22 protein-coding genes are annotated in these 23,107 nt (G+C 63.1%); 16 read left to right on the top strand and 6 right to left on the bottom strand.

From position 1 onward, the window contains the following. The 6 genes from ACSJJT_RS10945 to ACSJJT_RS10920 all read left to right on the top strand — a co-directional run. Nucleotides 1–2,168, top strand: a 2,168-nt coding sequence (locus ACSJJT_RS10945; protein WP_435918301.1) for a glycosyltransferase family 4 protein, incomplete at its 5' end; no start/stop codon positions are given. 120 nt (nucleotides 2,169–2,288) lie between these two features. Further along, on the top strand, nucleotides 2,289–3,227 hold the full coding sequence (locus ACSJJT_RS10940; RefSeq protein WP_435918300.1) for a polysaccharide pyruvyl transferase family protein: 939 nt from the start codon (nucleotides 2,289–2,291) through the stop codon (nucleotides 3,225–3,227). Between the two features lie 311 nt (nucleotides 3,228–3,538). Next, nucleotides 3,539–4,471, top strand: a complete 933-nt coding sequence (locus ACSJJT_RS10935; RefSeq protein WP_435918299.1) for a glycosyltransferase family 2 protein — start codon at nucleotides 3,539–3,541, stop codon at nucleotides 4,469–4,471. 3 nt (nucleotides 4,472–4,474) lie between these two features. After that, the gene (locus ACSJJT_RS10930; protein WP_435918298.1) at nucleotides 4,475–6,367 is read left to right on the top strand and encodes an ABC transporter ATP-binding protein; all 1,893 of its coding nucleotides are present in this window, start codon (nucleotides 4,475–4,477) and stop codon (nucleotides 6,365–6,367) included. Nucleotides 6,368–6,527: 160 nt separating this feature from the next. Beyond that, nucleotides 6,528–7,115 carry a glycosyltransferase family 2 protein gene (locus tag ACSJJT_RS10925; RefSeq protein WP_435918297.1) on the top strand — a complete coding sequence of 196 codons (588 nt, stop codon included), beginning with the start codon at nucleotides 6,528–6,530 and terminating at the stop codon, nucleotides 7,113–7,115. A 96-nt stretch (nucleotides 7,116–7,211) separates the two neighbouring features. After that, nucleotides 7,212–7,349 (top strand): hypothetical protein, encoded by a 138-nt coding sequence (locus tag ACSJJT_RS10920; protein WP_435918296.1) that lies wholly within the window; start codon nucleotides 7,212–7,214, stop codon nucleotides 7,347–7,349. 38 nt (nucleotides 7,350–7,387) lie between these two features. Here the strand turns inward: ACSJJT_RS10920 and ACSJJT_RS10915 are convergent, their stop codons facing one another. The 6 genes from ACSJJT_RS10915 to rfbA form a co-directional block, all read right to left on the bottom strand. Continuing rightward, nucleotides 7,388–8,755, bottom strand: a complete 1,368-nt coding sequence (locus tag ACSJJT_RS10915; RefSeq protein ID WP_435918295.1) for a glycosyltransferase family 4 protein — start codon at nucleotides 8,753–8,755, stop codon at nucleotides 7,388–7,390. 79 nt (nucleotides 8,756–8,834) lie between these two features. Beyond that, a complete protein-coding gene (locus ACSJJT_RS10910; RefSeq protein WP_435918294.1) occupies nucleotides 8,835–9,884 on the bottom strand; it encodes a prephenate dehydrogenase in 1,050 nt (349 codons plus the stop codon). Continuing rightward, a complete protein-coding gene (locus ACSJJT_RS10905; protein WP_435918293.1) occupies nucleotides 9,881–10,882 on the bottom strand; it encodes a CgeB family protein in 1,002 nt (333 codons plus the stop codon). The genes ACSJJT_RS10910 and ACSJJT_RS10905 overlap by 4 nt, the downstream gene beginning before the upstream one ends. Nucleotides 10,883–10,967: 85 nt before the next feature. Then, the gene (locus tag ACSJJT_RS10900; RefSeq protein ID WP_435918292.1) at nucleotides 10,968–12,149 is read right to left on the bottom strand and encodes an O-antigen ligase family protein; all 1,182 of its coding nucleotides are present in this window, start codon (nucleotides 12,147–12,149) and stop codon (nucleotides 10,968–10,970) included. 59 nt (nucleotides 12,150–12,208) lie between these two features. Beyond that, nucleotides 12,209–13,786, bottom strand: coding sequence for a tyrosine-protein kinase domain-containing protein (locus ACSJJT_RS10895; RefSeq protein ID WP_435918291.1), 1,578 nt, complete (start codon nucleotides 13,784–13,786; stop codon nucleotides 12,209–12,211). A gap of 351 nt (nucleotides 13,787–14,137) precedes the next feature. Next, nucleotides 14,138–15,004 carry a glucose-1-phosphate thymidylyltransferase RfbA gene (rfbA, locus tag ACSJJT_RS10890; protein ID WP_435918290.1) on the bottom strand — a complete coding sequence of 289 codons (867 nt, stop codon included), beginning with the start codon at nucleotides 15,002–15,004 and terminating at the stop codon, nucleotides 14,138–14,140. Nucleotides 15,005–15,272: 268 nt separating this feature from the next. Here rfbA and ACSJJT_RS10885 point away from each other — a divergent pair, with 268 nt between their 5' ends. The 10 genes from ACSJJT_RS10885 (at nucleotide 15,273) to ACSJJT_RS10840 (ending at nucleotide 23,107) form a co-directional block, all read left to right on the top strand. After that, on the top strand, nucleotides 15,273–16,607 hold the full coding sequence (locus ACSJJT_RS10885; protein ID WP_435918289.1) for a hypothetical protein: 1,335 nt from the start codon (nucleotides 15,273–15,275) through the stop codon (nucleotides 16,605–16,607). A gap of 324 nt (nucleotides 16,608–16,931) precedes the next feature. Next, on the top strand, nucleotides 16,932–17,930 hold the full coding sequence (rfbB, locus tag ACSJJT_RS10880; protein ID WP_435918288.1) for a dTDP-glucose 4,6-dehydratase: 999 nt from the start codon (nucleotides 16,932–16,934) through the stop codon (nucleotides 17,928–17,930). After that, nucleotides 17,930–19,318 carry a sugar nucleotide-binding protein gene (locus tag ACSJJT_RS10875; RefSeq protein ID WP_435918287.1) on the top strand — a complete coding sequence of 463 codons (1,389 nt, stop codon included), beginning with the start codon at nucleotides 17,930–17,932 and terminating at the stop codon, nucleotides 19,316–19,318. The genes rfbB and ACSJJT_RS10875 overlap by 1 nt, the downstream gene beginning before the upstream one ends. After that, nucleotides 19,318–20,034: a hypothetical protein gene (locus tag ACSJJT_RS10870; RefSeq protein WP_435918319.1), complete on the top strand. Its 717-nt coding sequence runs from the start codon at nucleotides 19,318–19,320 to the stop codon at nucleotides 20,032–20,034. Before ACSJJT_RS10875 ends, ACSJJT_RS10870 begins: the two co-directional genes overlap by 1 nt. Then, the gene (locus tag ACSJJT_RS10865) at nucleotides 20,028–20,285 is read left to right on the top strand and encodes a PqqD family peptide modification chaperone (protein WP_435918286.1); all 258 of its coding nucleotides are present in this window, start codon (nucleotides 20,028–20,030) and stop codon (nucleotides 20,283–20,285) included. Before ACSJJT_RS10870 ends, ACSJJT_RS10865 begins: the two co-directional genes overlap by 7 nt. Nucleotides 20,286–20,312: 27 nt before the next feature. Continuing rightward, nucleotides 20,313–21,248, top strand: coding sequence for a nucleotidyltransferase family protein (locus ACSJJT_RS10860; RefSeq protein ID WP_435918285.1), 936 nt, complete (start codon nucleotides 20,313–20,315; stop codon nucleotides 21,246–21,248). 47 nt (nucleotides 21,249–21,295) lie between these two features. Beyond that, on the top strand, nucleotides 21,296–21,514 hold the full coding sequence (locus tag ACSJJT_RS10855) for a PqqD family protein (RefSeq protein WP_435918284.1): 219 nt from the start codon (nucleotides 21,296–21,298) through the stop codon (nucleotides 21,512–21,514). A 5-nt stretch (nucleotides 21,515–21,519) separates the two neighbouring features. Continuing rightward, nucleotides 21,520–22,158, top strand: coding sequence for an arsenate reductase/protein-tyrosine-phosphatase family protein (locus tag ACSJJT_RS10850; RefSeq protein WP_435918283.1), 639 nt, complete (start codon nucleotides 21,520–21,522; stop codon nucleotides 22,156–22,158). After that, nucleotides 22,155–22,373 (top strand): hypothetical protein, encoded by a 219-nt coding sequence (locus tag ACSJJT_RS10845; protein WP_435918282.1) that lies wholly within the window; start codon nucleotides 22,155–22,157, stop codon nucleotides 22,371–22,373. The genes ACSJJT_RS10850 and ACSJJT_RS10845 overlap by 4 nt, the downstream gene beginning before the upstream one ends. A 44-nt stretch (nucleotides 22,374–22,417) precedes the next feature. Then, the gene (locus ACSJJT_RS10840; RefSeq protein WP_435918281.1) at nucleotides 22,418–23,107 is read left to right on the top strand and encodes an FHA domain-containing protein; all 690 of its coding nucleotides are present in this window, start codon (nucleotides 22,418–22,420) and stop codon (nucleotides 23,105–23,107) included.

Raw genomic sequence — 23,107 nt, 5'->3', positions numbered from 1 at the left:
TGACCAGTTTCACCATCGCCTCGAACCAAGGCACGATGGGCGGCGGTGAGGTCATGATGCTCGCCATCGCCGAGGCCGCCCGTGAATTGGGACGCGACGTCACCATCATTGCACCCCAGACTCCCGGCGACGTTGTTGAGGAAGCCCGCAAGCGGGGTTTCCGGGTCATCGCCATCCACGGCGACACCACCGGGAAGTACCTGGAGAATCTGCGTCGCTGGGACGCGAGTGAGCGCACCGGGCTGCTGTGGTGCAACGGGCTGCGCCCGGCCTTCGCCACCTCGGGGCACCCCGACCGGGTCGTCCACCTGCACCAACGCCCACTCGGAAAGCTGCGCGCCCTGGCTGTCGTGGCCCGTCATGGGACCCTGGCAACGGTCGTCCCCTCGGCATCGATGGCAGAGGCGGTCTCCGACGCCCGGGTGATGTGGAATTGGAATCCCCCAGCACGCCACCGTGCTCCTCGCCCGGTGGAGGGCACCGTCACAGTCGGATTCCTCGGTCGACTGTCATCCGACAAGGGGGTCCCGCGACTGTGCGAGGCGATGGCCGAGTTGAAGCGCCGGCACCCTGGGCGATTCAGGCTACTGCTGGCCGGGGAATCCCGGTTCGTCGACCCGGCCGACGCCCAACTCGTCGCCCGTCGCATCGCGAGTCTGGGCGACCTCGTCGACCACCGCGGCTGGATGGACCGTGACGAGTTCTTCTCCTCAGTCGATCTCTCGGTCTTCCCATCTGTATGGCCCGAGCCCTTCGGCCTTGTCGTCTCCGAGGCAATGTCGGCGCGCTGCCCCTTCGTCCTCACCGATGCCGGGGCACTGCAGGAGGTCGCCGGCCCCGATCATCCCTTCGTGGCGCGAGCGGACGACGCCACCAGCCTGGCCGATGCCATCGAAAGGGCCGCCGAGGGCTACAACAAGGGTCTCCTGGACGCAGCTCACGACCGCTGGCAGGAGAACTTCTCCCCCGAGGCCGGACGCGCCCGTCTCGCGGAGATCCTGGCTGACGTCGATCCGGAGCCCGACCAGGGCGCCCCGCACGTCGCCATCGCCCACGACTACCTCACGCAACGAGGTGGTGCAGAACGTGTCGTCACCCAGTTCGCCAGAATGTTCCCGGAGGCCCCGATCATCACATCGGTGTATGAATCGGACCTCACCTACCCTGAGTTCTCCACTCATGAGGTCATCACCTCTCCGCTGAACAAGATCGGATGGCTCCGTCGCCACTTTCGAGCCGGTCTTCCGCTCTACGACTGGGCCTTCGACCACACCGAGGTGCCGACGGGGACGGACACCGTTCTCGTCTCGACAACCGGTTTCGCGCACGGGGTCAAGACCCCACCGAACTGCCGCAAGGTCGTCTACTGCCACTCCCCCGCCCGTTTCCTCTACCTGGCCGACGACTACCTCGGCGGACACTGGTGGCGATCTCCCAAGGGGATCGTCCTCAAGGTGCTCACCCCACCGCTACGACGTTGGGATCGCAGGGCCGCCGCGTCCGCGGACGAGTACCTGTGCAACTCGACAGTGGTTCGCGACCGTATCCGTGACGTGTACGGGATCGAGGCAGCAGTCGTGCATCCGCCGTACTCCCTGAATCCCACCGGCCCCCAGGAGCCACTACCGGGACTGGATCATCCCTCCTTCTTCCTGGTGGTCAGCCGCCTCATGCCCTACAAGAATGTCGACATCGTGCTGAATGCCTTCGTGGATCTGCCCGATGAGCATCTGGTCGTCGTCGGGTCAGGGCCATTGCGCGATGAATTGCACGATCTCGCCCCCGCCAACGTATCCTTCTTCGAAGGCATCAGTGACGCCCAGCTGCGTTGGGCCTACGCCCACGCGTCGGCGGTCATCGCGCCGAGCAAGGAGGACTTCGGGTTGACCCCCGTGGAGGGCTTCGCCTTCGGAACCCCCTGCCTGGGGCTACATGCCGGTGGCTACCTGGACACCGTCGTGGACGGCGTCTCCGGACGATTCTTCGACTCCGCAACCCCCGGAGCCGTGACGCAGGCCATCCGCCAGTTCCGCGAGAACCCTCTCGAGGAGCGCACCGTATTGGAGCACGCGGGGAAGTTCTCCCCAGAGACCTTCGCGAGGGCCATCAGGTTGCACCTACGACCGGCACCCGAGCGCGGCCCCAGTCCTTGCCACGACCAGGTGTAGACGGGCGCCCCCAGCCCAGGACCCCATTGGGTTCCCCTGCGGTCGAGGACGTCACCCACAACCGAACTCAACCAACGATGTCGCCCCGACATCCCATCACGAACGGGAGATTTCAACCTCATGGCACCAAGCAAGTTGACCGGGATTCAGCGCCGCCTACACGCCTCGAGGTCCGCTGCGATGACGGCGGCCAACAGCAGACTCCATCCCTCGGCACCCTGCACCACCGTGTACCAGTGGACCCATGTGAAGAACTTCGGCGACCTCATGTCGTGCCGTGTCCTCGCCGACGGCGGCATCCTCGCGTTCTCCAGGCGTCTCTCCCAGGCCGCCCTACTGTGCATCGGATCGGTCTTCAACCACCGTCCGACCAAGCCCCATCCCTGGATCTGGGGCTCGGGCATGTTGACTCCCGACGCCCCGGTCCTCGAGAACCGCAAGGTTTTTGGTGTCCGTGGCTGTCTCACCCGTGACGTGGCCGGACTCCCCGAGACCACTCCGTTGGGGGATCCCGGGCTGCTGTACACCGACCGGATCAGACTGCCACGGGCACGTAGGCACAGGTGGGGCATCGTCTCGCACTTCGAGGACAAGCGTCACCTGTTCATCAAGGAACTCACCACGCACGACGACACGATCGCGATCGACGTCTGCCAAGAGCCCCGCAAGGTCGTGAGTGCCATCAACAGCTGCTCCCACATCTTCACCACGTCGTTGCACGGCCTGATCGTGGCTGACTCGTTGGAGATCCCGGCGTGTTGGGGACGTCCCGACGCACAGTCCGACACCGGGGACTTCAAGTTCAACGACTATCACACGGCCTACCACACGATGGCCAGCGACCAGCGTCGCGCTGATCTCACCCGCACCATCAACCTCCGGGAGCTCGAGGACCTCGCGGCGTCACCGGACGTCGATGATGTCAATCGCGTGAAGAACGACCTCCGACGCTCCCGGAAGGATCTCGCCAAGGCCTCGGTGGTCCGCACCGGGAGGACCTCTACTGTCCGGAACGTGGCACGTGAGATTGGCCTGACCATGTGGCGCGGCCACGCCTGAGCAGAGATGACGGAAATCCGAGTGTCCACGCCGGCCCCGCGGAAGTGGCGTCGTAACGAGGTGGAACAACCAACTCCAGGCAGCGTATTCTCGTCTGGGTGCACGATGCCCCGTTGCGCCGATTTCACCGCTCCCGCACCGGGTTGCATCGCTCCCCGGCAAGGAGGACCTCAAGTTGGCCACGGTGGCGATCGCCGGACGTGGGGTCCATCCCGTCATGAGCCCCTCAACCATGACCGCACGACCTCGCCGCACTTCCCCGAGGTCATCAGGGCCCAGCGCCCAGCCGCTCGAGAACCAGAAGGACTGAGATGACCACTGCATCGATCATTATCCCGTCGTATCGGGGGGCACAGCGACTGCCGCGCCTGCTGAGCGCACTGGCGGCACAGACCGCCAAGGATTGGGAGGCCATCGTCGTCATTGACGGGGACATGGACGGCTCGGAGGGGATCGTCGCCACGTATTCCCATCTGCCGATCCGGTCCTTGGTATTCCCGCAGAATCGTGGCCGTGTCGCGGCTCTCAACGCCGGCCACGAAGCCGCCGAGGGCAACGTCCTCATTCGCTGTGACGACGACCTGGAGCCGGCGCCCGACTACGTCGAGCGTCACGTCGCCAACCACGCCGATCGCGAGCAGGGAACCATCGGCATCTGCCTCAACGTCCTTCCCGACAACCGCTACACCGCCGTGTACGGAGCTGAGGCGGACGAGCGGGTCCGGGCCGGCGCCTACCGGGCCGATGACGACCAGACCTGGCGCTACTGGGCCGGAAACGTCTCCATCACCAAGGCCATCTGGGAGCAAGTCGGGCCCTATGACGACCACTACCAGGCCTACGGGTGGGAGGACGTCGACTACGGCTGGCGTCTCCACCAGGCCGGCATCCCCATCGTCGTCGATCCCGCCCTCGCGACAAGGCACCACGCAGCGGCGGTCTCGACGCTTGCCCGCGTCAGCCGAAGTTATCGCTCCGGTCAGGCCCGTCGGACCTTCGACGAGATTCACGGACCAGGCACCTCCGGCGCCGTCCGTCCGGTAGAGGACAGCAGGTGGAACCAGCTTGTCTGCTCCACCGCCCCCCACCTGTCCTACCGCCGGATCCAGGCCCTGGCCAAGAGCCTCGACGCTGCTCTGCCCGGTCTCCCAGCCCCGGTCGCACAAAAGGCCATTGCGCTGCTTGTCGAGGCGTCGGGCATCGCGGGATACGAGACCACCGAAACCGCGGAGAGAGACTTCTGACACATGGGCAAGACCGAAACCGCTCCCAAACATGGAGGCGTCCTGAAGAACCTGAGGTTCCTCATCTCCACGTTCTCCCGCCCGACCCAGGTCAAGCTCGTCCTCTACCTCTGCGCGCAGGCCCTGATCTCGCTGATGGACATGGTCGGAATCGCCATGGTCCTGCCCGTGACCCAGGTCCTCATGGGGGCCGACCTCGACAAGGGTTACCTGGGAGTGGCCCACAGAATGCTGGGAAACCCGTCCACCGGAACGTTCACGATTGAACTCTGCGTGGCGATGGTGCTCGCCTTCCTCGTCAAGGCGGTCGTCGGGACATGGCTGTCGTGGTGGTCCACCGGGTTCGTCGCACGACTGTCCGTGGGGACCTCGTCCCGACTGCTGAGCGCCTTCCTCCACGAGGACTACCTGTCACACAAGAGAAGGGACGTCGCCGAGGTCATTCGCAATGTCGGTCCGGCCGTACAGGCCGCGCACACCCAGTCACTGGGCGGAATGATGAACCTCTCCGGACTGGTGTTCTCCAGCGTCACGGTGATGATCCTGCTGCTCATCATCACCCCGCTCCCGACACTCCTCGCGATCATCTACTTCGGCATTCTCATCCTCTTCATCCAGAAGGCCCTCGGCCGCCGCAATGCCGACGCCGGACATCTCGCCCAGAAGACGGCGTGGGAGGCCAGCAAGGCTCTCGTCGAGGCCATGAATGGGTTCCGTGAGATCAACGTCCAGGAGTGCGACACCCAGTTCATCGCGCGGTACGCTGAGAAGAACGCCGAGAACGCCAATGCCAGCAGGTTGGCGAACTTCTACACCGGTCTTCCGAAGATCATCCTGGAATTCCTCACGATCATGTTCATCGCGATCGCCCTCACCATCGTCTCGATGACCTCGGATCCCTCGTCGGCAATGGCCACGCTGACCGTCTTCGTCGCCGCTGCCATCAAACTGCTGCCCAACATGTCCGCCATCACGGCCAGCATCGGGATGGTCCGCTTCGGCGCCGGCGGTCTCGACATCACCGTCAGGACGCTCAAGAACATGAGCGGCAACAAGGAGTTCCGGTCGGACAGCCCCCTGCCCACGCACGAGGACGTCATCAAGCAGGTGCACCGCATCGGATACGGACAGCCGCATCCGGTTCCCCTCTCAGTAACCGACCTGTCCTTCACCTACCCCGACGGGACGGACCCGGTGCTGCAGAACATCACGATCGACATCCCGGCCGGCACCTCCCTTGCACTGTGTGGATTGAGCGGGTCCGGCAAGACGACCCTTATCGACATCCTCCTGGGCCTGATCCCGTACCGCCACGGAGTCATCACCTTCGACGGGATCGACATCCAGAACAACATGAGGTCGTGGCACGACCATGTCGCATACGTTCCACAGGACGTCTACATCCTTGATTCGTCGATCGACGCGAACATCGCCTTCGGAATCCCCGAGGACGCGTGGGACCGACAGCGCATCGTCGAGTGCATCAAGGCAGCCCAGCTTACCGACGTCGCCAGCGAGTTCGAGAGCGGGCGTCTGGCCAGCGTGGGAGAACGTGGTGCCAGGCTCTCGGGAGGCCAGCGTCAGCGCATCGGAATCGCTCGGGCTCTGTACCGGAACCCGTCGGTGCTGGTCCTTGACGAGGCGACCTCGGCTCTCGACAACGAGACCGAGGCTGCCATCAGCAACACGATCCACTCCCTGCAGGGAGAGGTCACCACCGTGCTGGTGGCACACCGACTGTCCACCGTCCGCGACGTCGACCAGCTCATCTACCTCGAGGACGGGCACATCGCCGCTCGGGGAACCTTCTCCGAGGTCCAGAAGTCGTCGAGATCCTTCGCACGGCTGGTCGAATTGGGCTCCCTCGATCGTGAGGTCCCCCGTGACGAACGATAGTCGCTGGCCTCGCCACGGTCCCCGGACCCACGATGAACCATCGCTTCGTTCAACGCGCAGCTGCCAGCACACACCAATGGGAGTGATCCATGTTTGACGCCAGCGTCATTGTCCCTGCACACAACGCATCGAAGACTCTCGGTGCCCAACTGGACGCCCTGTGCACGCAGGAGACGGACAAACACCTGGAGGTCATCGTCGTCGCGACGATCGGTCGACCGACTCGACCGCCGAGACGGCGAGGTCGCGTGCTGCCAAGATCAGGAGCACCATCGACGGCCGGCTGGACGTCATCTCCACAAGTCCTGACGGGCCGCACGGTCCATCGGCGGCGCGCAACGCGGGTGCCGAGCGCGCTTCGAGCGACAAGCTGCTCTTCTGCGATGCAGACGACATCGTTCCCCCGAACTGGGCGGAGACGCTGATCGCGGCCCTCGACCGTCACCCCTTTGTCGTCGGTCCGCTCAATCCCTTCATCGACGACCCGGAGAAATCCGACATTCCGCAATTCCCGAACTTCCAGGTGTGGAACAACCTGTGCCCGACCGGGGCGGCGGCGAACATGGCCATCGATGCCAGCCTCTTCCACTTCCTTGACGGGTTCGACACCCGGCTGCCCATCGCCGAGGACATCGACCTGTGCGTTCGCGCTCATCTGGCGGGCTGGGACGTCGCTCCGACCGACTGCACCGTTGCCTATCGTTCCCGCAAGATGTACTGGCAGCAGGTGCGACAGTCCATCGGATAGGCAGGTTACGACGCGCTCCTGCGTGCGGGGTACCGCGATCTCATCGTCGAGGCGGGCGGCCACGGTGTCCGCCTTTCAGACCTGACGTCCGACTTGGTGAAGACGGTGGTCAACCCGAAGAGGTGGCCGACGAGCGTGCCGGACCTCAAGGTGTGGGCCCAACAGGTCGTCATCAAGGTCGAACGCATCCGTGTCGTTCTCGACTACTGGGCCAGGCACGGCGCACAGGGCTGACACGAGTCACGGACGGACGCACCCACCCGCGCGAGACGTCAGCTCTGTGTCCGAGCGCGATCGATGACCTCCATGAGGTGATCGCCGAAATGCTCGTGGTCGTACTCGGTTGCCCTTTTCCGAGCGGCCCGGGACGCAGCCTCTTGATCGTCCTCGGAGAGGTGGGCAATATGGACCGTCTCGGCCCGCAGCTCCTCGACCGTCCGCCACAGGCCGGCGTCCTGGAGTCCTTCCACGACCTCGCGAGGTCCTGCCGTCGCATAGACGACGGGCACGCATCCGGCTGACATGGCCTCCACCGTCGTGATCCCGAAGTGCTCCTGGGTCTTGGGATCGGCATCAGCGTCCTCGCCGTAGCCCTGCGCATGCCAGTACATCGTCGCTCGCGAATAGAGTTCCCGCAGCACCTGGAAGTCAACATTCGGGTGGAACTCGACGGGTGCCGAACCAGCCCTCCTACGAAGTCCGTCCACGACCTGCTGCTTGGCCGGTGGACACGCTCCGACGACGTGGAGTGTCCAACCCTCGCGATGGAGGTCCTCCATGCCAGCGAAGGCGTCAACGAGCACGTCGAATCGCTTGTTCGGCACCTTCGGAACAACGGGTTCGAAGCGCCCGACCGTGATGATGTCGCGTCCCTTCGCCACACCGTCAACCGCCATGGCCGGGCACGGAGGAGGAAGAACCGTCGAGTCGACGTTCCAAAGCCGGCTGACATGTCCGGAGGTGAAGTGGGAGTTCGCCACCACCATCTGGTAGTTGTGGGGGAACGGTGTCCAGGTGACGAGAACCTTCCGCGCAACGGTCATGACACCCATGTACAGGCGGTGCAGGAAGGTCGTGCACTGGTAGTCCCGTCTGTGCGGGAAGTGGCAGACGTAGATGTTCGTTCGCGCCGTCCCCGGGGTCTCATTGCTGGAAGCACAGTTGATGAAGAGGTCAGCATGGAGTGGACGGAGCTGTAGTTTCCAGATCCAGTCCTCGATGAGGCGGCACAGTGCGACCGGTACCTGCCGCTCCATCCGGCTGAAATCCTTGATTCGGTGGATCCTCACCCCGGACAGGTCAAGGCCGTAATGTTTTTCCAGCCAGGTGTGTGTGACGTCGGCGTTCGCGAGAATGACGTCATCGTGGCCGCGCTCCGCGAGTGCAGCCGCGGTCACAACGGCGTAGCGTTCCGCTCCACCGCCGGGCTGCAGATACGGCATGAAGACGATGGCTGGCCCACGCGAACCCGGACCCCGCTCCCCCGCGACACTGGCGTTGCGTCGGGGGTCCAGAACCGGCCTCCACGCGCAGACGCCAGCTCCGGGGTGGTGGTTCCTCAGGAACTCCCGGCCCTTGTCCAGTACGCGGCCGATCAGAGCAGGAAGAGGTCCCTGCGCGATCCGTGTGTCCTTCACCATGACTCAACCTCCGTCGTGCGAGCGTGATGCGAACGGCCCGTCACTGACCCGTGTGGGTTCGACAGCGCCGACAGTCACCTCAGCCTGCATTCCTTCCTTGACCGGACAACGTCTTCGCAATGATCGAGGCGGGCTCGTCCCCCGACGAATCAATCGGCATCGTCGGCTCGTCGCCCCACCTGGAAAGGTTGTACCGACTCCAGAAATCCTCGATCCAGGCCGGTGGGGCCGGATGGTGAACCCATGCCGGCAGACCTCGGCATGCGGCCTCGAGGGTTCCGGTGGAGAAGATGGAGACGACCGGCCGCCCCTCCTCGACCAAGGACTTGCCTGATGCCTTGATGATGACGCCAGCCCTCGCCATGATGCGATGCTGGACACGCGACATGACGTCCGCCTCGTTGGGGTGGGGGCGGTAGATCGCACCGGTCGAGGTGCAGAACTCCGTGTACATCCGTTGCTTGGCAGCTCGGCCCAGTTCAGCACCGTGCAGTTGTCCCAGCATCACGGGCGTCTCGTCAAGGATCTCCACCTTGGGCAGCCTCGAAGCCTTCCACAGCATCTGGGAGCCGGTCACCTCACTGGTGACGTCGGAGCGGCCCGCGCACTGGTATTCGGCGTCGGCCTCGGACCACGCGAACAGGTGGTCCCCCGGGCTCAGCGGAGGCGCCCAGGGCGTCAACAATCCGTGCTGGACGACGCAGAACCTGGCATTGTGCCTCGTGGCCCAGGGCTTCACCTGGCGAGCCAGGTGATTGAAGGTTCCCAGGGTGAGTACCTGTTCTATCGAGGGTGGCAGCCACCCACCCTCGTTCCACTCCATGACGCGTACTGCCCCGGTCGCGGCCTCGCGGGCCTCGGAATGCGCCGAGAGAACGGCCGTACGATCAGGGTCGAGGTGCTCCAAGGGGTCGAAGGTCGCGTAGTAGCAACTCGCCGAGACCTGGTCAAGCACGACCAAGGTCGTGGGACGTTCGACCGGCAGGTACAGCTTCGCCGGAGTGACGGACGGCTGATGTCGCACGAACCTCTTGGCAGCTGCCAGTCCGAACCGCACCCGGTTCCGGCTGTCGGACCACCGGCACCACGCGTCGAGATCGTCAGGGAAGACGAGTCCTGGACCTGTCATGACCACAACTCCTCAATGACAGCAGCACGGCGGTCCAAGGTGTGCTCGGCCAGGGTGCGGGCCTTCGCAGCCCGACGCATGGCACTCATGCGGGTCCGATCCGAGAGGACCTGTCGGGCGAGCTCAATCGTCTCCTCAGCACTGTGTTGAACGAGTACTTCGTTGCCCGGTTCGTAGAACTCACTGACGTCGTCACGATCGACGATCTGGACCCCACCGACACCACACGCCTCGAAGGTACGCATGGTGAAGCCGTCCTGATCACCGTGCACATTGAGCGTCGCGGCCGAATCTCGCATGATGCCGTAGGCCTCGCCCAGGCCAACATCTCGTCTTGCCGGAATACCGGTGGACGTGATCCGCCACGTCCTCAGACGGTCGAGGGGGTGGTCAGACCATTCCCTACCATATGCCATCACGGGAATCCCAGCGCTGACGAGAGCAGCGAGGAACTGCTGACGGGCAGGAAGATGAGACCCTACGAAAGTGATGTCACGTCGTGGCCAGCGGCCGGAAGGCACGGTCGACGTGTTAAATCCTATTGGAACGTAGTGGGCGTCGATTCCTTTCCCCTGCAATTCCACAGTATCATCGCGGCTGTACGTCGCGACGGTGGAGACGGACGCCACCCTGCCGATGTCCAGTGCCATGCGACGCAATTCGTCGTACAGCCAGACGACCGAGCGTATTGTGCGCCGTCTCATCTCATCCCAATAGGCCTCGCCGAGAACATCACCTCGGACGGTGAGTACAAGGTCGGGACGGACAGAACGCACACGCTCGATCGCCCTGGCCGTCACGACCTCGGCTGACAGGTGTCCCTCGGTGCCGCGGATCTTGGCCGGCAACTCATACCTCAGCTTGTTCCACGCCTTCTCGACGCGCGGGGCCGCATCGTACCGATGCACGACGACGTCGTAACCGGTCCTCTCGAACGCGTCACCAATGGCATCCCCGTAGCCATGGAAACTGGGGGTTACGACGAGGAGCCGCATCATTTCACCATCCTTAAGGAATCATCTCGGTTTCGCGTCCACCCAAGCGGACTCTTTGACGGCTGCACGACATCGAGCGAGTCGGTCATCACTGCGCGTCCTTCGTGATGGGAACCACAGCCATGCCTTGGCCAGTGTCCAAAGACAACTGCTCCTGCGCCTTGATGGGCGAACCGTATCGCTCGCACAGCGCAACCCCGATGACGATGAAGGCCGGGACAGTGAAGAACACCTCACCCAGTTTCCACGCACACACCAGGATGGCGATTGCTGCGCCCTCCACGACCCGTTGCTCGTCAGAGACTTTCGTTCGCTGGTCCATGAGGCCCCAGACCACGAGGACGAACAGACCCACGACAGCGACCAACAGCGGAATACCACCCTCAACCCGGAGGGCCGCATAGGAGTCGTGAAACCACATCCGGCGGTCGTCGAAGACCAACACCCATGCTGTGCCCAGACCCTCGCCGTACCAAGGAGCTGCATGCACCTTGGCCACCGTCGCGACGTCGATGACACTACGGAACCAGTCCGTCCCGGCCCTGCCGGCGAAGACACCGGTCCGGGCAAGGTTCTCCTCGACATAGCGAATTACACTCCAGCCAAGGAACGCCAAAACCAGGCGCAAGGTTAAACCAAGACGGTCACGGATGAACACCCAGACGCACCCTGCCGCAAACGCCATCATGGAGGTCCGAGATCCCGTCGCAACAGCAGTCGCACTAAATACCAAGAATGCAATCGTGCGGGTCGTCGTCGTACGCAGGATGGCCAAGGCCATGATGCCGATCACCGCATAGACCATCCCGGCCACGTTCTTGTCGCCGAGGAAACCAAGCAGGAAGCCCTCATATCTAGCGCCTCGCAGCGATGTGAAGTTCGCCGGGATGTTGATGAAGACCAGGGCGAATGCATAACCAGCGATGAGGGAACGCCACAGCAGCCGCCGCTGCGCCAGGCAGACCGAAAACAGAACCAGGAGAAACCACCGGAACGACCTTTGCAGCCATGGCTCACCCTCGTGGATCGAGACCGCGATGACCCATGCGAGCACCGTGGCCCACATGAGCAAATAGAAACCAAAACCTCGTACCTTGATGGTCGGACGCACGAAAGCGCAGACGAAGATCGCACCTGCGACGAGAATGACGTCAATGGGAACCGGCAGACCCGCGTCCCACCTACCCAGGATGAGGCTGCACCCCAACAAGAAGTCAGGAACCCGCGTACTGCCGACACGATCGGCAAGACTACGGACCTTGGTGCCCATACCCCTACCCTGGCCCGCCACAGCGGCGGACCCGGTGTGCCCTTCAGCAACCAGCTCGATCATTTGGCTCGACGTGGAGTGGGCTCTGGGTCCGTGTCAACGGGTTCCGTTTTCTGGACTCGGACTAGCCTCTCCTTCGGCTGACGATCGTCCTTGACAACGGCAATTGATTCCTGGCTGTCCTGCTCCTCCGTGCCATAAGACGTGTAGTAGCCATGCTTTCCATAATCACCGTAGTACGACCCATACCCATAACCGGCCGCACCATAACCATACAGCACGTCGCCCATCTTCTTACGAGGAACACGAGTCAGCACCGAGCCCAGGAGCGGAGCTCCAACCTGCTCCAGACGCTTGACCACCAAGGACACCTGATCGCGGTGAGTCTCCCCAACCACAGCCACATAAATCGTGCCGTCCGCTATCGTCCCGAGCAAGCCGGCATCCGTGACGGCCAGCAACGGCGGAGCGTCAATGACAACGAAATAGCCTTGCCTGCGCAACTCGGTCAGCAAATCCTTCATCCGCTGAGAGCCAAGCAGCTCGGACGGGTTCGGCGGGATACGCCCCGCGGCCAACATCTGGAGATGCTTGGTCTCGGTTCGCATCAGTGCGTCATCAAGGCTTACGTCACCGGCAAGTACCTGCGAGAGCCCGACGCCCGCTTCAGTGCCGAAAACCTTGTGCTGTACCGGACGGCGCATGTCGGCATCAATGAGGACAACTTTCTCGCCAGCCTGAGCCATAACTACCGCGAGGTGAGTCGAGATCGTCGACTTACCTTCTCCCGGATTTGCGGAGGTGATAACGACCGAACGAGGAGGGTTGTCAACATTAGCGAATCTGAGGTTCGTACGAAGCTGGCGGAACGCTTCACCAGTCACGCCGGAGAGATGGACAATCGACTTCTTACGCTGTTCCGCAAGCTTCTTGTCATCTGGTACGACGGCAAGGGTTCCCGAACCCGTAAGCTCTTCAACCGTCGCCTGGTCCCTGACCTTGACGTCGAACTGCTTCCGAACAACTGCGATGACCGCACCGATAAGGAATCCAATCACCAAACCAGCTGCAAGGAACAGTGCCAGCGACTTCCCACGGTCACCGGCTGGAAGGCCGGCGGACTCATAGCCGAGAACATGCACCGAGGTCATCTTGGCCAACTGGGCATCGCTCTTGTTGCCCGACCCGGCAGTCTGACCATAGGTCTCCATTCGCAGGGCCTCAGAAATGAGCGCCTCCAACCCCGCATTGGCAAGGGCTTGAGCGTTCTTGGCAGTGTCGCCAGTCGCTTTGATGTCGATAAAGGCAGTGTCACCTGGCGCGGATGCTGTCAGATGGCCACTCGCAGCCTCTGGGATACCTTGTTTCCTGAGGATCTCGGCTGTCTTTTGAGACATGGTTCGCGTCTCAACGAGCTTCGTGTAGGTCGTTGCGCGCTGCTGGGCGATCGTGTTGCCCGACATGGCTCCGCCGACGGAGGCAGAGTCACCAGCCACGACCATGCCTGTCGCTTTGGCCGTAAACACCTCTGGGCGGGTCAACTGATATGCCGCGCCGATCAATCCTCCTATCACGGTGCAGATGATCAACAGGGCAAGATTGCGCCGCAGAATGCGGACTACGTCAACGACTGTCACGGGGATTGGACTCCTCCAATTCTGGGGCTGCAGGCGCTGTGATGCCTCTCAACCGGCACGGACAGCCTACAGTCTGGCGTGACATCGAGCGAGTTGGAGGCAAGACCCCTCATCAAAAGGGCCCGGCGTGCTGAACAGCCTGCCCCACAGTCCCGTACAGCCAAGAACGGCGAGCTCCTCGCCGTCAGCACCGGGAACATGACAACCGTCATGTTCCCTCCATCAAGATCGAGGTCGTCCACACCAACGGCTGGTTCGAGTCTCCCGCACTTCCAGGATCCACTTCGTCACGGAATTGGTCGAGCCGATGACCGAAGGCACTCGCCAGATCGGAAACCCCTGGACCTGATCTCAGCTGGTCAACAGGCTACGCAGGTAAGCACCATATCCAGATTTCTCGAACTTCCCCGCCCTGGCGAGGAGATCATCATCTGACAGGAATCCCCGGCGCCATGCAGCCTCCTCTGGACAACCCACCTGCAGACCCTGACGAGCCTGAATTGCGCGGACGAAATTGCCGGCATCGTTCAGCGACTCGAAGGTCCCCGTATCCAGCCAAGCCGTGCCGCGCGGCAACAGTTCGACATGAAGACGATGACGGTCCATGTAAACCCGATTGACGTCAGTGATCTCCAGTTCACCACGCGCCGACGGCCTGAGACCACGAGCGACCTCAATGACATCGTTGTCATAGAAGTAAAGTCCAGGCACCGCCCAATGTGACTTCGGATGTTCCGGCTTCTCCTCGATGGACACTGCGAACCCATCATCGTCAATCTCGACGACGCCGTAAGCGCTCGGATCGGCGACCCGGTAGCCAAAGATGAGGGCTCCGTCCACCGATTGAGCCTTGGCCTGGAGGCGAGTTCCCAACCCCGGCCCTGAGAAGATGTTGTCCCCCAGAATGAGGCACGATGAATCACTGCCAATGAACTCAGCTCCGATGGTGAACGCCTGAGCGAGCCCCTTGGGCTCGGGCTGCACTGCGAACTCAATGGATATCCCGAACTGGGAACCATCACCGAGCAGGTGGTGAAAAGCCTCGGCCTCATGAGGGGTGGTGATGACCAAGACATCCCGGATACCGGCAAAGATCAAGGTCGTCAGCGGGTAGTAGATCATCGGCTTGTCGTAGACAGGCATGAGCTGCTTGCTCGTCCCGAGTGTGACCGGGTGGAGTCGGGAGCCAGTACCACCGGCCAAGATGATGCCTCGCATGTCCCCATCATGTCATGCCAGACTGATGATCGTGGCGTAGCGCAATATGCACTGCTCCTTCCAGTCGTCATCGACATGAGCAACCGGATGAACGGGACACAGTCAGGAAGACAAGCCGGACAGCTGTATGAGGTATCGTTTCACACTGTGGCCAGGCCCATCCATGTGAACCATGCACACGTGCTACATTTTCCATGTACTTTGCCGTAACTGGCGACAGGACCCTACAACTCTCGACTGAACCTTTGTCATTTTTCGAGGAGCAGACATGGACACCAGCAAACAAGAACCCGTCCACGCAACTGGGCCGTCGCAAGTATCGCGTCGGTCAGTGGCCAAAGGCACCGCGTGGGCGGTACCGGCGATCACCAGCATGACACTGGTGCCGGCCTTCGCGGCCAGCACGCAACGCAAACAGGTCACAATCACCTTCGACGCGAAAAAGCACAATGAGACCGTCCAGTGCGTACGGGTACCAGCCGAAGCCACCGACATCCGCTATTCCATCCGCGGCGGAGCGGGCGGCGCAGGCCCCAAGGACAGCTGGGGCGAACGCGGCGGATCCGGTGCCCAGGTGCAGGGCCAGATCCATCGGCCCGGCGAAGGTACGGCTGCCGCACAGGAGTTCACCATCTGGGGTGTGGCCGGCGGCTACGGGCCCACGGCTGCATGGAACGACGGCGCCGTCGAGTTCGCAACCGGATACGGCAACGGCGGTCCGTCAATGGGTGTGCCCTACCACACCAGTACCGTCTCAACTGAGCAATGGTCTGAACGTTGGTGCCACGGTGGCGGCGCCGGTTCGGCAATAGCCATCGGCGGTGACCCCGAGGGGTCGGGCCAGCTCGTGGCGGTGGCCGGCGGCGGTGGAGCCGCCGGTACAGGCACGTATTCGCGTGAGGCGGCAAATATGGGGTCCACGGTCTGGCCTGTCCGAGAGGGCGGCAACGGCGGTGACGGCGGCAAGAGCTGGGACGGCGCCGATGGCGGTCAGTCCCACTACGAGACCGAATACGCCCAGGTCACTGCAGCCGGAGGTTCGGGAGCCCACGGCGGTCAGGGTGGCAACGGAGGTAGCAAGGCAAACACCTCGTACATGCCCAGCGACCTCGAGTTCGACAAGATCATTCCAGGCCAGTCGGGTGGCAACCACGGCAGCGGCAACCACGGTGGTGGCAACGGTGGTGCGCCAGTCAAGTTCGAGCGCAAGCGTAGCGTGCGCGGGGACGGTCACATTGATGACTACATCGCGCTGTCCACGGCCGCGGGTGGCGGCGGCTACGCCGGCGGTGGTTCCGGGGCACTCGTCGTCATTTCGCGCGACCCGATCTTGAAGTGGGCTGCCAGCGACGTCCCTGGACAGTTGGGGGCCATTGGTGCCGGCGGTGCTGGCAGCAGCTACCTCGCACCCAGTCTGGACAATGGTTTCAGTGCGACCGGGGAGATCGACTTCCCCGACACTGGTGGCGTGCGCACCAATGGCACAGTGCACATAGCACCCAGTCTGCCGAAGAACTATGGCGAGCCCGGGAACGTGACGATTAGCTTCTGGGTTCCCGAGGACATGTCCACAAAGCCCAAGGACTACACCGACGAGTGCTGAGGCACTCTCGGGTGTCCTCATGGCAACGGGAGGGAAGGTGAATCAGATTCACCTTCCCCCTCCTTTGTCTTCGGTAGGTTGGTCAACGCCTGTCCCACCGGACGCCGTACCTGGCACCTGCTCACAGCACAACGGTCCGTCCTCGAGCGGACGACAAAGCCCTCATGGCATGAGGATGATGCTGGTTCTCACGTGCCGGGCCGCCAACAGTGGAGTTACCACTGCCCGTGAGGACAGCTTGATGTCAGGCCGGTTTCACCCCGAAGCCATGCTGCTCCAGCGATGGGAAAACCATCGGGCATGGCTTCCTCTACACTGCCTGTTATGCACTCCCTTCTCGTCACTGGCGGAGCCGGGTTCATCGGCAGCAACTTTGCCCACTGGATCATCGACAACACTGACGCCACAGTCACGGTCTTGGACGCGATGACCTACGCCGCCAACGAGGCCTCCCTGACAGGGCTGCCCCGTAACCGCTTCCAGCTGGTACGAGGATCGGTGTGTGATGCTGACCTCGTCGATGAGCTCGTCTCCCATCACGATGCCGTCGTCCACTTCGCCGCTGAATCCCACAATGACAACTCCCTGGACGGTCCGGCCCCGTTCATCCAGACCAACATTGTTGGCACCTTCACCCTGCTACAATCCGTCCGCAAACACGAAACGCGGCTACACCACATTTCCACCGACGAGGTCTATGGCGACCTTCAGCTCGACGACCCCACCAAGTTCACCCCACAGACTCGATACAACCCGTCGTCGCCCTACTCAGCTTCCAAAGCCTCTTCGGACCTTCTGGTACGTGCTTGGGTACGCTCATTCGGAGTCCAGGCCACCATCTCGAACTGCTCGAACAACTACGGCCCACGCCAGCACGTCGAGAAGTTCATCCCCCGTCAGATCACCGAAGTCCTTGAGGGACGACGCCCCAAACTCTACGGGAGCGGCCTCAACGTCCGCGACTGGATCCACGTTGACGACCACAACTCGGCAGTGTGGACGATCCTCGAACGCGGCACGATCGGCGAAACGTACCTCATCGGGGCCGACGGTGAGCTCGACAACAAAACCGTCATCGAACTCATTCTTGAACTCATGGGCCAGCCCACCGACGGCTACGACCACGTCAACGACCGCCCCGGCCACGACCTGCGCTACGCCATCGACGCCACCAAGCTGCGCGAGGAACTCGGCTGGCAACCCGAGTACACGAACTTCCGAAACGGCCTGGCGGCGACAATCGACTGGTACCGCAACAACGAGTCGTGGTGGCGTCCCCAGAAGGAGGCCACCGAGGCCGCCTACGCAGCGAAGGGGCAGTGATGAGTGAATTGAGCATCGACACCACCGACATCCCGGGCCTTCTCGTCCTGCACCTTCCCCTGCATGGCGACAACCGCGGCTGGTTCAAGGAGAACTGGCAACGCGCGAAGATGACCGCTCTCGGCCTACCCGATTTCGGACCAGTACAAAACAATGTGTCACACAACGCTCAGGCAGGCGTCACCCGGGGAATGCACGCCGAGCCGTGGGACAAACTCGTCTCAGTGGCAACTGGGCGCATCCTCGGCGCCTGGGTGGATCTACGCGACGGGAACTCCTTTGGCACCGTCGTCACCGTCGAGATGGGACCCGAGACTGCAGTCTTCGTCCCCCGAGGAGTCGGCAACGGTTACCAGGCTCTCGAGGACGGCACGACATACAGCTATCTCGTCAACGACCACTGGTCGGCCCAGGCCAGGAAGTCCTACACCTTCGTCAACCTCGCCGACCCGGCACTGGGCATCAAGTGGCCGATCTGCGTGGACCAGGCAGAGCTGTCCGAGGCTGATCGCCATCACCCGCCGCTGAGCGGGGTCATCCCCTTCCGTAAGCCGCGCACCGTCGTGTTGGGGTCCAACGGCCAGCTCGGCAGGGCCCTGCGCCAGCTCCTGCCCGACGCCGAGTTCACGACCCGCGAGACCCTCGACCTGTCCAATCCGGCCAGCCTTGACGCCTTCGACTGGAGTGGGGTCGGCACCATCATCAATGCCGCCGCCTACACCGCCGTCGACGCTGCCGAGGACCCCGCCAACCGGGCCACCGTCTGGGCTGCCAACGTCTCCGGGGTCGCCCACCTGGCCCGGATCGCCGCTGAGCGACTCGCCGCCCTGGTCCACGTCTCCAGCGACTACGTCTTCGACGGCACCAACCCGCTCCACACCGAGGACGAGACCTTCAGCCCGCTGGGCATCTACGGCATCACCAAGGCCGCTGCCGACGAGATCGTCACCGCGTATCCGCGCCACTATGTGCTGCGCACCAGCTGGGTCGTCGGCGAGGGCGACAACTTCGTCAACACCATGGCCAATCTGGCGCGTCGCGGCATCAGCCCTCAGGTCGTCTCGGACCAGCACGGCCGTCTCACCTTCACCCGAGATCTTGCTGCCGCAATCGTCCACCTGCTGACGACCGAGGCGCCTTTCGGCAGCTACAACATCTCCAATGAAGGACCGACGCAGACCTGGTTCGACATCGCGAGCGAGATCTTCACCCTGTTGGGAGCCGACGGCACCGTCACCCCGACAACCTCAGCCGAATGGGGCAAGGGCAAGGACTTGGCCCCGCGTCCCGAGCATTCCACCCTTGACCTGTCCCGCATCGAGGCCAGCGGGTTCACTCCGGCCACGACTGCTGACCGGCTGCGCGAGTACCTGGGCGTGACCAAGTGATGGATTTGGCAGCCCTCGGCACCACGGTGCAGGTCGACGCATCCGGGACCGGGCTGGACCAGGAGGAGCTCCGCCACGCGTGGGCACGTTGCCTCAGCGCCCCGGATCCCGAACCGGTCCTGCTCGCCCCCGGTCCGATGTCGGCATCCTCCCTGACCCAGGAGATCACCCGGAAACTCATCTCACGTCAGATTGGCCGCCTCCTCATGTTTCACGCCGGTGCCGTGTGTCACCCGGTCACCGGGGACTCGGTCGTCTTCGTCGCCCCTGGTGGCACCGGGAAAACCACCCTCGCCACCCACCTAGGGCAACGCTACGGGTACATCAGCGACGAAACGGTCGCCATCGAGCCCGGCACCTGGCGGATCCTCCCCTACCCCAAGCCGCTGTCGACTCGTCGTCCCGACCTGTCCGGGGAGAAGGCAGAACTCAGCCCCGACGACCTGGGACTGCAGACCTGCCACCCCGATCCCCACGTCAGTCACCTCGTGCTGCTGGCACGAGACGACTCCCACGACACTCGCACCACCCCCGTGCGGCGTCTTGACGCCATGGTGACGATGGCCGAACAGTCCTCGTCGATCTACAAGCTCCCCAAGCCACTGTGCCTGCTGGCAGATCTCATCTCGCACGCCGGAGGCGTCTGGCGAGCCCAATATGCCGAGCATGGCACCCTCGACCCGTTCATCGACGACCTTTTGGGGGCGCCATGCTGATTCAGCGCGCCGACGTCACAGACATCTGGTTCGAGGACGACGAGGCACTCGTCATCATTGAGGAGGCCATTTTCCGACTCACACCCCTCGCCGTCGCGATATGGGACATTCTCGAGACCCCACTCGAATTCGACGAGTTGGGTCGCGAACTCGAGGCCCTTTTCGGGCCGCCGCCCGACGGTACCCTGGCCGAGGCACTAACGAGTTTCGTCGACACCATGACCCGCAACGGGATATTGATGAAATCATGACGCCACTCATTGATAAGCTCCAAGACGATGAATGGCGTGACCGAGGTGACGATTGGCACTGCGAGTCGCATCGAGCTGACCCACGGCGTCCTGCAACGGCTGGCCGACCGATGCGGTGCCGACGTGCTGCATGTCAAAGGCCCCGCCGTCTCCCCAGAACTCCTGGGGCACCGCTTCGTAGACGGCAAGGACACCGTCATCCCCCGCGGTTCCACGGATGCAGACATCCTCGTGCGTCCCGAGCACCTCGCCCAGTTCGAGAACACACTCGCCAACCACGGCTGGCACAAGGTGGCTGATTTCCGTGACGGCTCAGCCTTCGGTCATGCGGCCAATTACTGGCACGAGTTCCTTGGCTACGCCGACGTCCACCGACAATTTCCGGGGATCGACATCGCACCCTCGCAGGCCTTCCAAGCGCTGTGGACCCGTCGTCAAGGAATCGACATCGCCCACACCCCCATCCACACCCCCAGCGTGACCGACCAGCGCCTCATCCTTCTGCTGCACGCAGCCCGTAGTGGTAACCCGAACCATCCTGACAAGGTGCGTTGTTGGGACGATGCTGACGACCACGACCGTCGGGCCGTACGCACCCTGGCCCGCGATCTCAACGCCCAAGTCGCTCTGGCCGCCGTCATCGGCGAACTGGACCAGTTTCGCGGACACCGCACCTATGACCTGTGGCGACAGTTCTCGACCGGGGACCCCAGTCGTCTGCACGAGTGGCGCGCTCGGATCCATGCCGCCCCCACCCGCAAGGACGCCGTTCAGGTGATTCTGAGGTCCCTCGCCCTCAACCGACCGCACTTGCGCATGAACCTCGGCCACGAGCTCACCCGTGCTGACATCGCCCGCGGCTACTGGGATCGCACCGTGAAGGCCTCCCAAGAGGTCTTCCAGGTGGCTCGCAGACAGGCCCGGAAGCAGCTGGGCTCGCACCGCCGAAAGGGCCGCCGATGACGTGGCGGATCAGACCCAATGTGGCATGGACGTACGACGGAGATGCCGTGGCTGTCGCAACCGTCCCCGACACCCAGGTGTATCGCCTCGACAGCAGCGGCAGAATCATCTGGGACGCGGTCGCCGAACACCCGGGAGCGACGACCGAGAAGATCGTTGAGGACGTCGCTGCCCTGGTCGACGTATCTGCCGACCACATCCGTGAGGACGTCATCAGCTACCTGCGCCACCTGGAATCCCTCGGTATCGTGACCGCGAAAGGTTGACGATCATGACCGAACACGCACATTCGACGGACCCGCTGCGAATCCATTTCGTCTGCACCGCCAATATCTGCCGCTCAGCGTATTGCCAGGCCCGCGCAGCTCACTTGTTCAATCCCTCGCGATTCGAGACGTCCAGTTCAGGCTGCCAGGCTGAGGAAGGCCTGCCGATGTGGGGACGGATGCGCCGCGAGCTCAAGCGTCGTCAGTCCCAGGCGATCGCGACCTCCTCCCACCAGATCGAGATCGACGACGCCGAGAACGCGGACCTCATACTCACCATGACGGCGATACAGCGCGACGCCATCATCGGGTGGTGGCCACAAGTGATGAAACGGACCTTCACCCTGTCGCAATTCGTCGCGATCGCCAGTGCCCTGACCTGGGACGACCCAACGATGGACCCTCGCCAGGTCATTGACACAGCATTTCAGAATCGCTCCGCAGTCGGTGTAACTGACGACATCGAGGACCCCTTCCGTCAGAGCAGTGAGGTCGTACGCGCCTGCGCCGACACATTGGACGGGCTCCTCGAGGACCTGGAGCACATGCTGACCCCCGTGAGGCCCCGCCGCGCGGCAGACGGACTCCCCGATGACCTGGAACACATCCTGGCCCCCGTAAAGCCCCGACACGCGGCAGAATGACCACCATGCACCTCGCCGAGAGCCTCGACCAACAATCCGCCATCATTGTGACCGATCCCAGCCATGTCGACGAGGTCATCGACCTCCAGGGCACCCCGGCCCCGGTGGCGCTTCCGAAGAAGCCTTCGGGGATGGCGCTCGCCACGCGGAACACGGTCGCCACAGGGGCGTCGTCAGACCTTCTGGGTACACTCGCATGGTGGTGGCCCGTGTGAAACGGGCCACCCAGCCCGACATGTGAACCGGAAGGAGGAGCCGGGTGGGTTTCCTGGACAAGGTCGAGAAGTCGATCGAAGGCGCCGTCAGCGGTGTCTTCGCGCGCGCCTTCCGTGGTGAGGTCGAGCCGGTGGAGATCGCCGGTCGCTTGCAGCGCGAACTCGACTCCGAGGCTCAGATCCTGTCCCGTGACAAGTCGCTGGTTCCCAACGACTTCGTCGTCCAGCTGTCGAGCCGAGATTATGAACGTCTTGTTCCCTACACCAAGACCCTGAACGCCGAGATCATCCCGACCCTGCGCGATCACGCCAGTGAGCGTCACTACGTCTTCAACGGGCCCATCCACATCCGGTACGACCTGAACGACTCCCTGCCGGTCGGCAAGTTCACCGTCCTGACCGGGGAGAACCATGCCGAGGCCACGGCCGGCGGTAGCGCACCGCTGGTTCTGGAGGTCAATGGAGTGCGTCATCCCCTCACTCCTCCGGGGCTGACGATCGGTCGTGGTTCCGACGCTGACATCCGGATCAACGACCCGGGGATCTCTCGCCTCCATGCCCGAATCAATGTCTGGCCCCAGGGCGACGGAATTGGCCTATCCATCGAAGACCTCAACTCCACCAATGGCGTGACGGTCAACGGCGTCAAGGTCTCCAGCACGGAGATCAGCGACGGGTCACGCATCGAGATCGGCTCCACGCGGATGCTGGTTCACTCTCCGACGGGGATGTGA

This window comes from Cutibacterium nasicola, assembly GCF_051303185.1.
Lineage (GTDB): Bacteria > Actinomycetota > Actinomycetes > Propionibacteriales > Propionibacteriaceae > Cutibacterium.
The sequence above is the reverse complement of the archived record's forward strand: the minus strand, read 5'-3'. Positions and strand labels throughout refer to the sequence as shown.

What these genes read in the sequence shown, in the direction of transcription:
- ACSJJT_RS10940 (WP_435918300.1), top strand. Translation starts at nt 2,289, where the DNA reads ATGGCACCAAGCAAGTTGACCGGGATTCAGCGCCGCCTACACGCCTCG.
- ACSJJT_RS10935 (WP_435918299.1), top strand. Translation starts at nt 3,539, where the DNA reads ATGACCACTGCATCGATCATTATCCCGTCGTATCGGGGGGCACAGCGA.
- ACSJJT_RS10930 (WP_435918298.1), top strand. Translation starts at nt 4,475, where the DNA reads ATGGGCAAGACCGAAACCGCTCCCAAACATGGAGGCGTCCTGAAGAAC.
- ACSJJT_RS10915 (WP_435918295.1), bottom strand. Translation starts at nt 8,755, where the DNA reads ATGGTGAAGGACACACGGATCGCGCAGGGACCTCTTCCTGCTCTGATC.
- ACSJJT_RS10910 (WP_435918294.1), bottom strand. Translation starts at nt 9,884, where the DNA reads ATGACAGGTCCAGGACTCGTCTTCCCTGACGATCTCGACGCGTGGTGC.
- ACSJJT_RS10905 (WP_435918293.1), bottom strand. Translation starts at nt 10,882, where the DNA reads ATGATGCGGCTCCTCGTCGTAACCCCCAGTTTCCATGGCTACGGGGAT.
- ACSJJT_RS10900 (WP_435918292.1), bottom strand. Translation starts at nt 12,149, where the DNA reads ATGGGCACCAAGGTCCGTAGTCTTGCCGATCGTGTCGGCAGTACGCGG.
- rfbA (WP_435918290.1), bottom strand. Translation starts at nt 15,004, where the DNA reads ATGCGAGGCATCATCTTGGCCGGTGGTACTGGCTCCCGACTCCACCCG.
- ACSJJT_RS10885 (WP_435918289.1), top strand. Translation starts at nt 15,273, where the DNA reads ATGGACACCAGCAAACAAGAACCCGTCCACGCAACTGGGCCGTCGCAA.
- rfbB (WP_435918288.1), top strand. Translation starts at nt 16,932, where the DNA reads ATGCACTCCCTTCTCGTCACTGGCGGAGCCGGGTTCATCGGCAGCAAC.
- ACSJJT_RS10875 (WP_435918287.1), top strand. Translation starts at nt 17,930, where the DNA reads ATGAGTGAATTGAGCATCGACACCACCGACATCCCGGGCCTTCTCGTC.
- ACSJJT_RS10870 (WP_435918319.1), top strand. Translation starts at nt 19,318, where the DNA reads ATGGATTTGGCAGCCCTCGGCACCACGGTGCAGGTCGACGCATCCGGG.
- ACSJJT_RS10865 (WP_435918286.1), top strand. Translation starts at nt 20,028, where the DNA reads ATGCTGATTCAGCGCGCCGACGTCACAGACATCTGGTTCGAGGACGAC.
- ACSJJT_RS10860 (WP_435918285.1), top strand. Translation starts at nt 20,313, where the DNA reads ATGAATGGCGTGACCGAGGTGACGATTGGCACTGCGAGTCGCATCGAG.
- ACSJJT_RS10850 (WP_435918283.1), top strand. Translation starts at nt 21,520, where the DNA reads ATGACCGAACACGCACATTCGACGGACCCGCTGCGAATCCATTTCGTC.
- ACSJJT_RS10845 (WP_435918282.1), top strand. Translation starts at nt 22,155, where the DNA reads ATGACCACCATGCACCTCGCCGAGAGCCTCGACCAACAATCCGCCATC.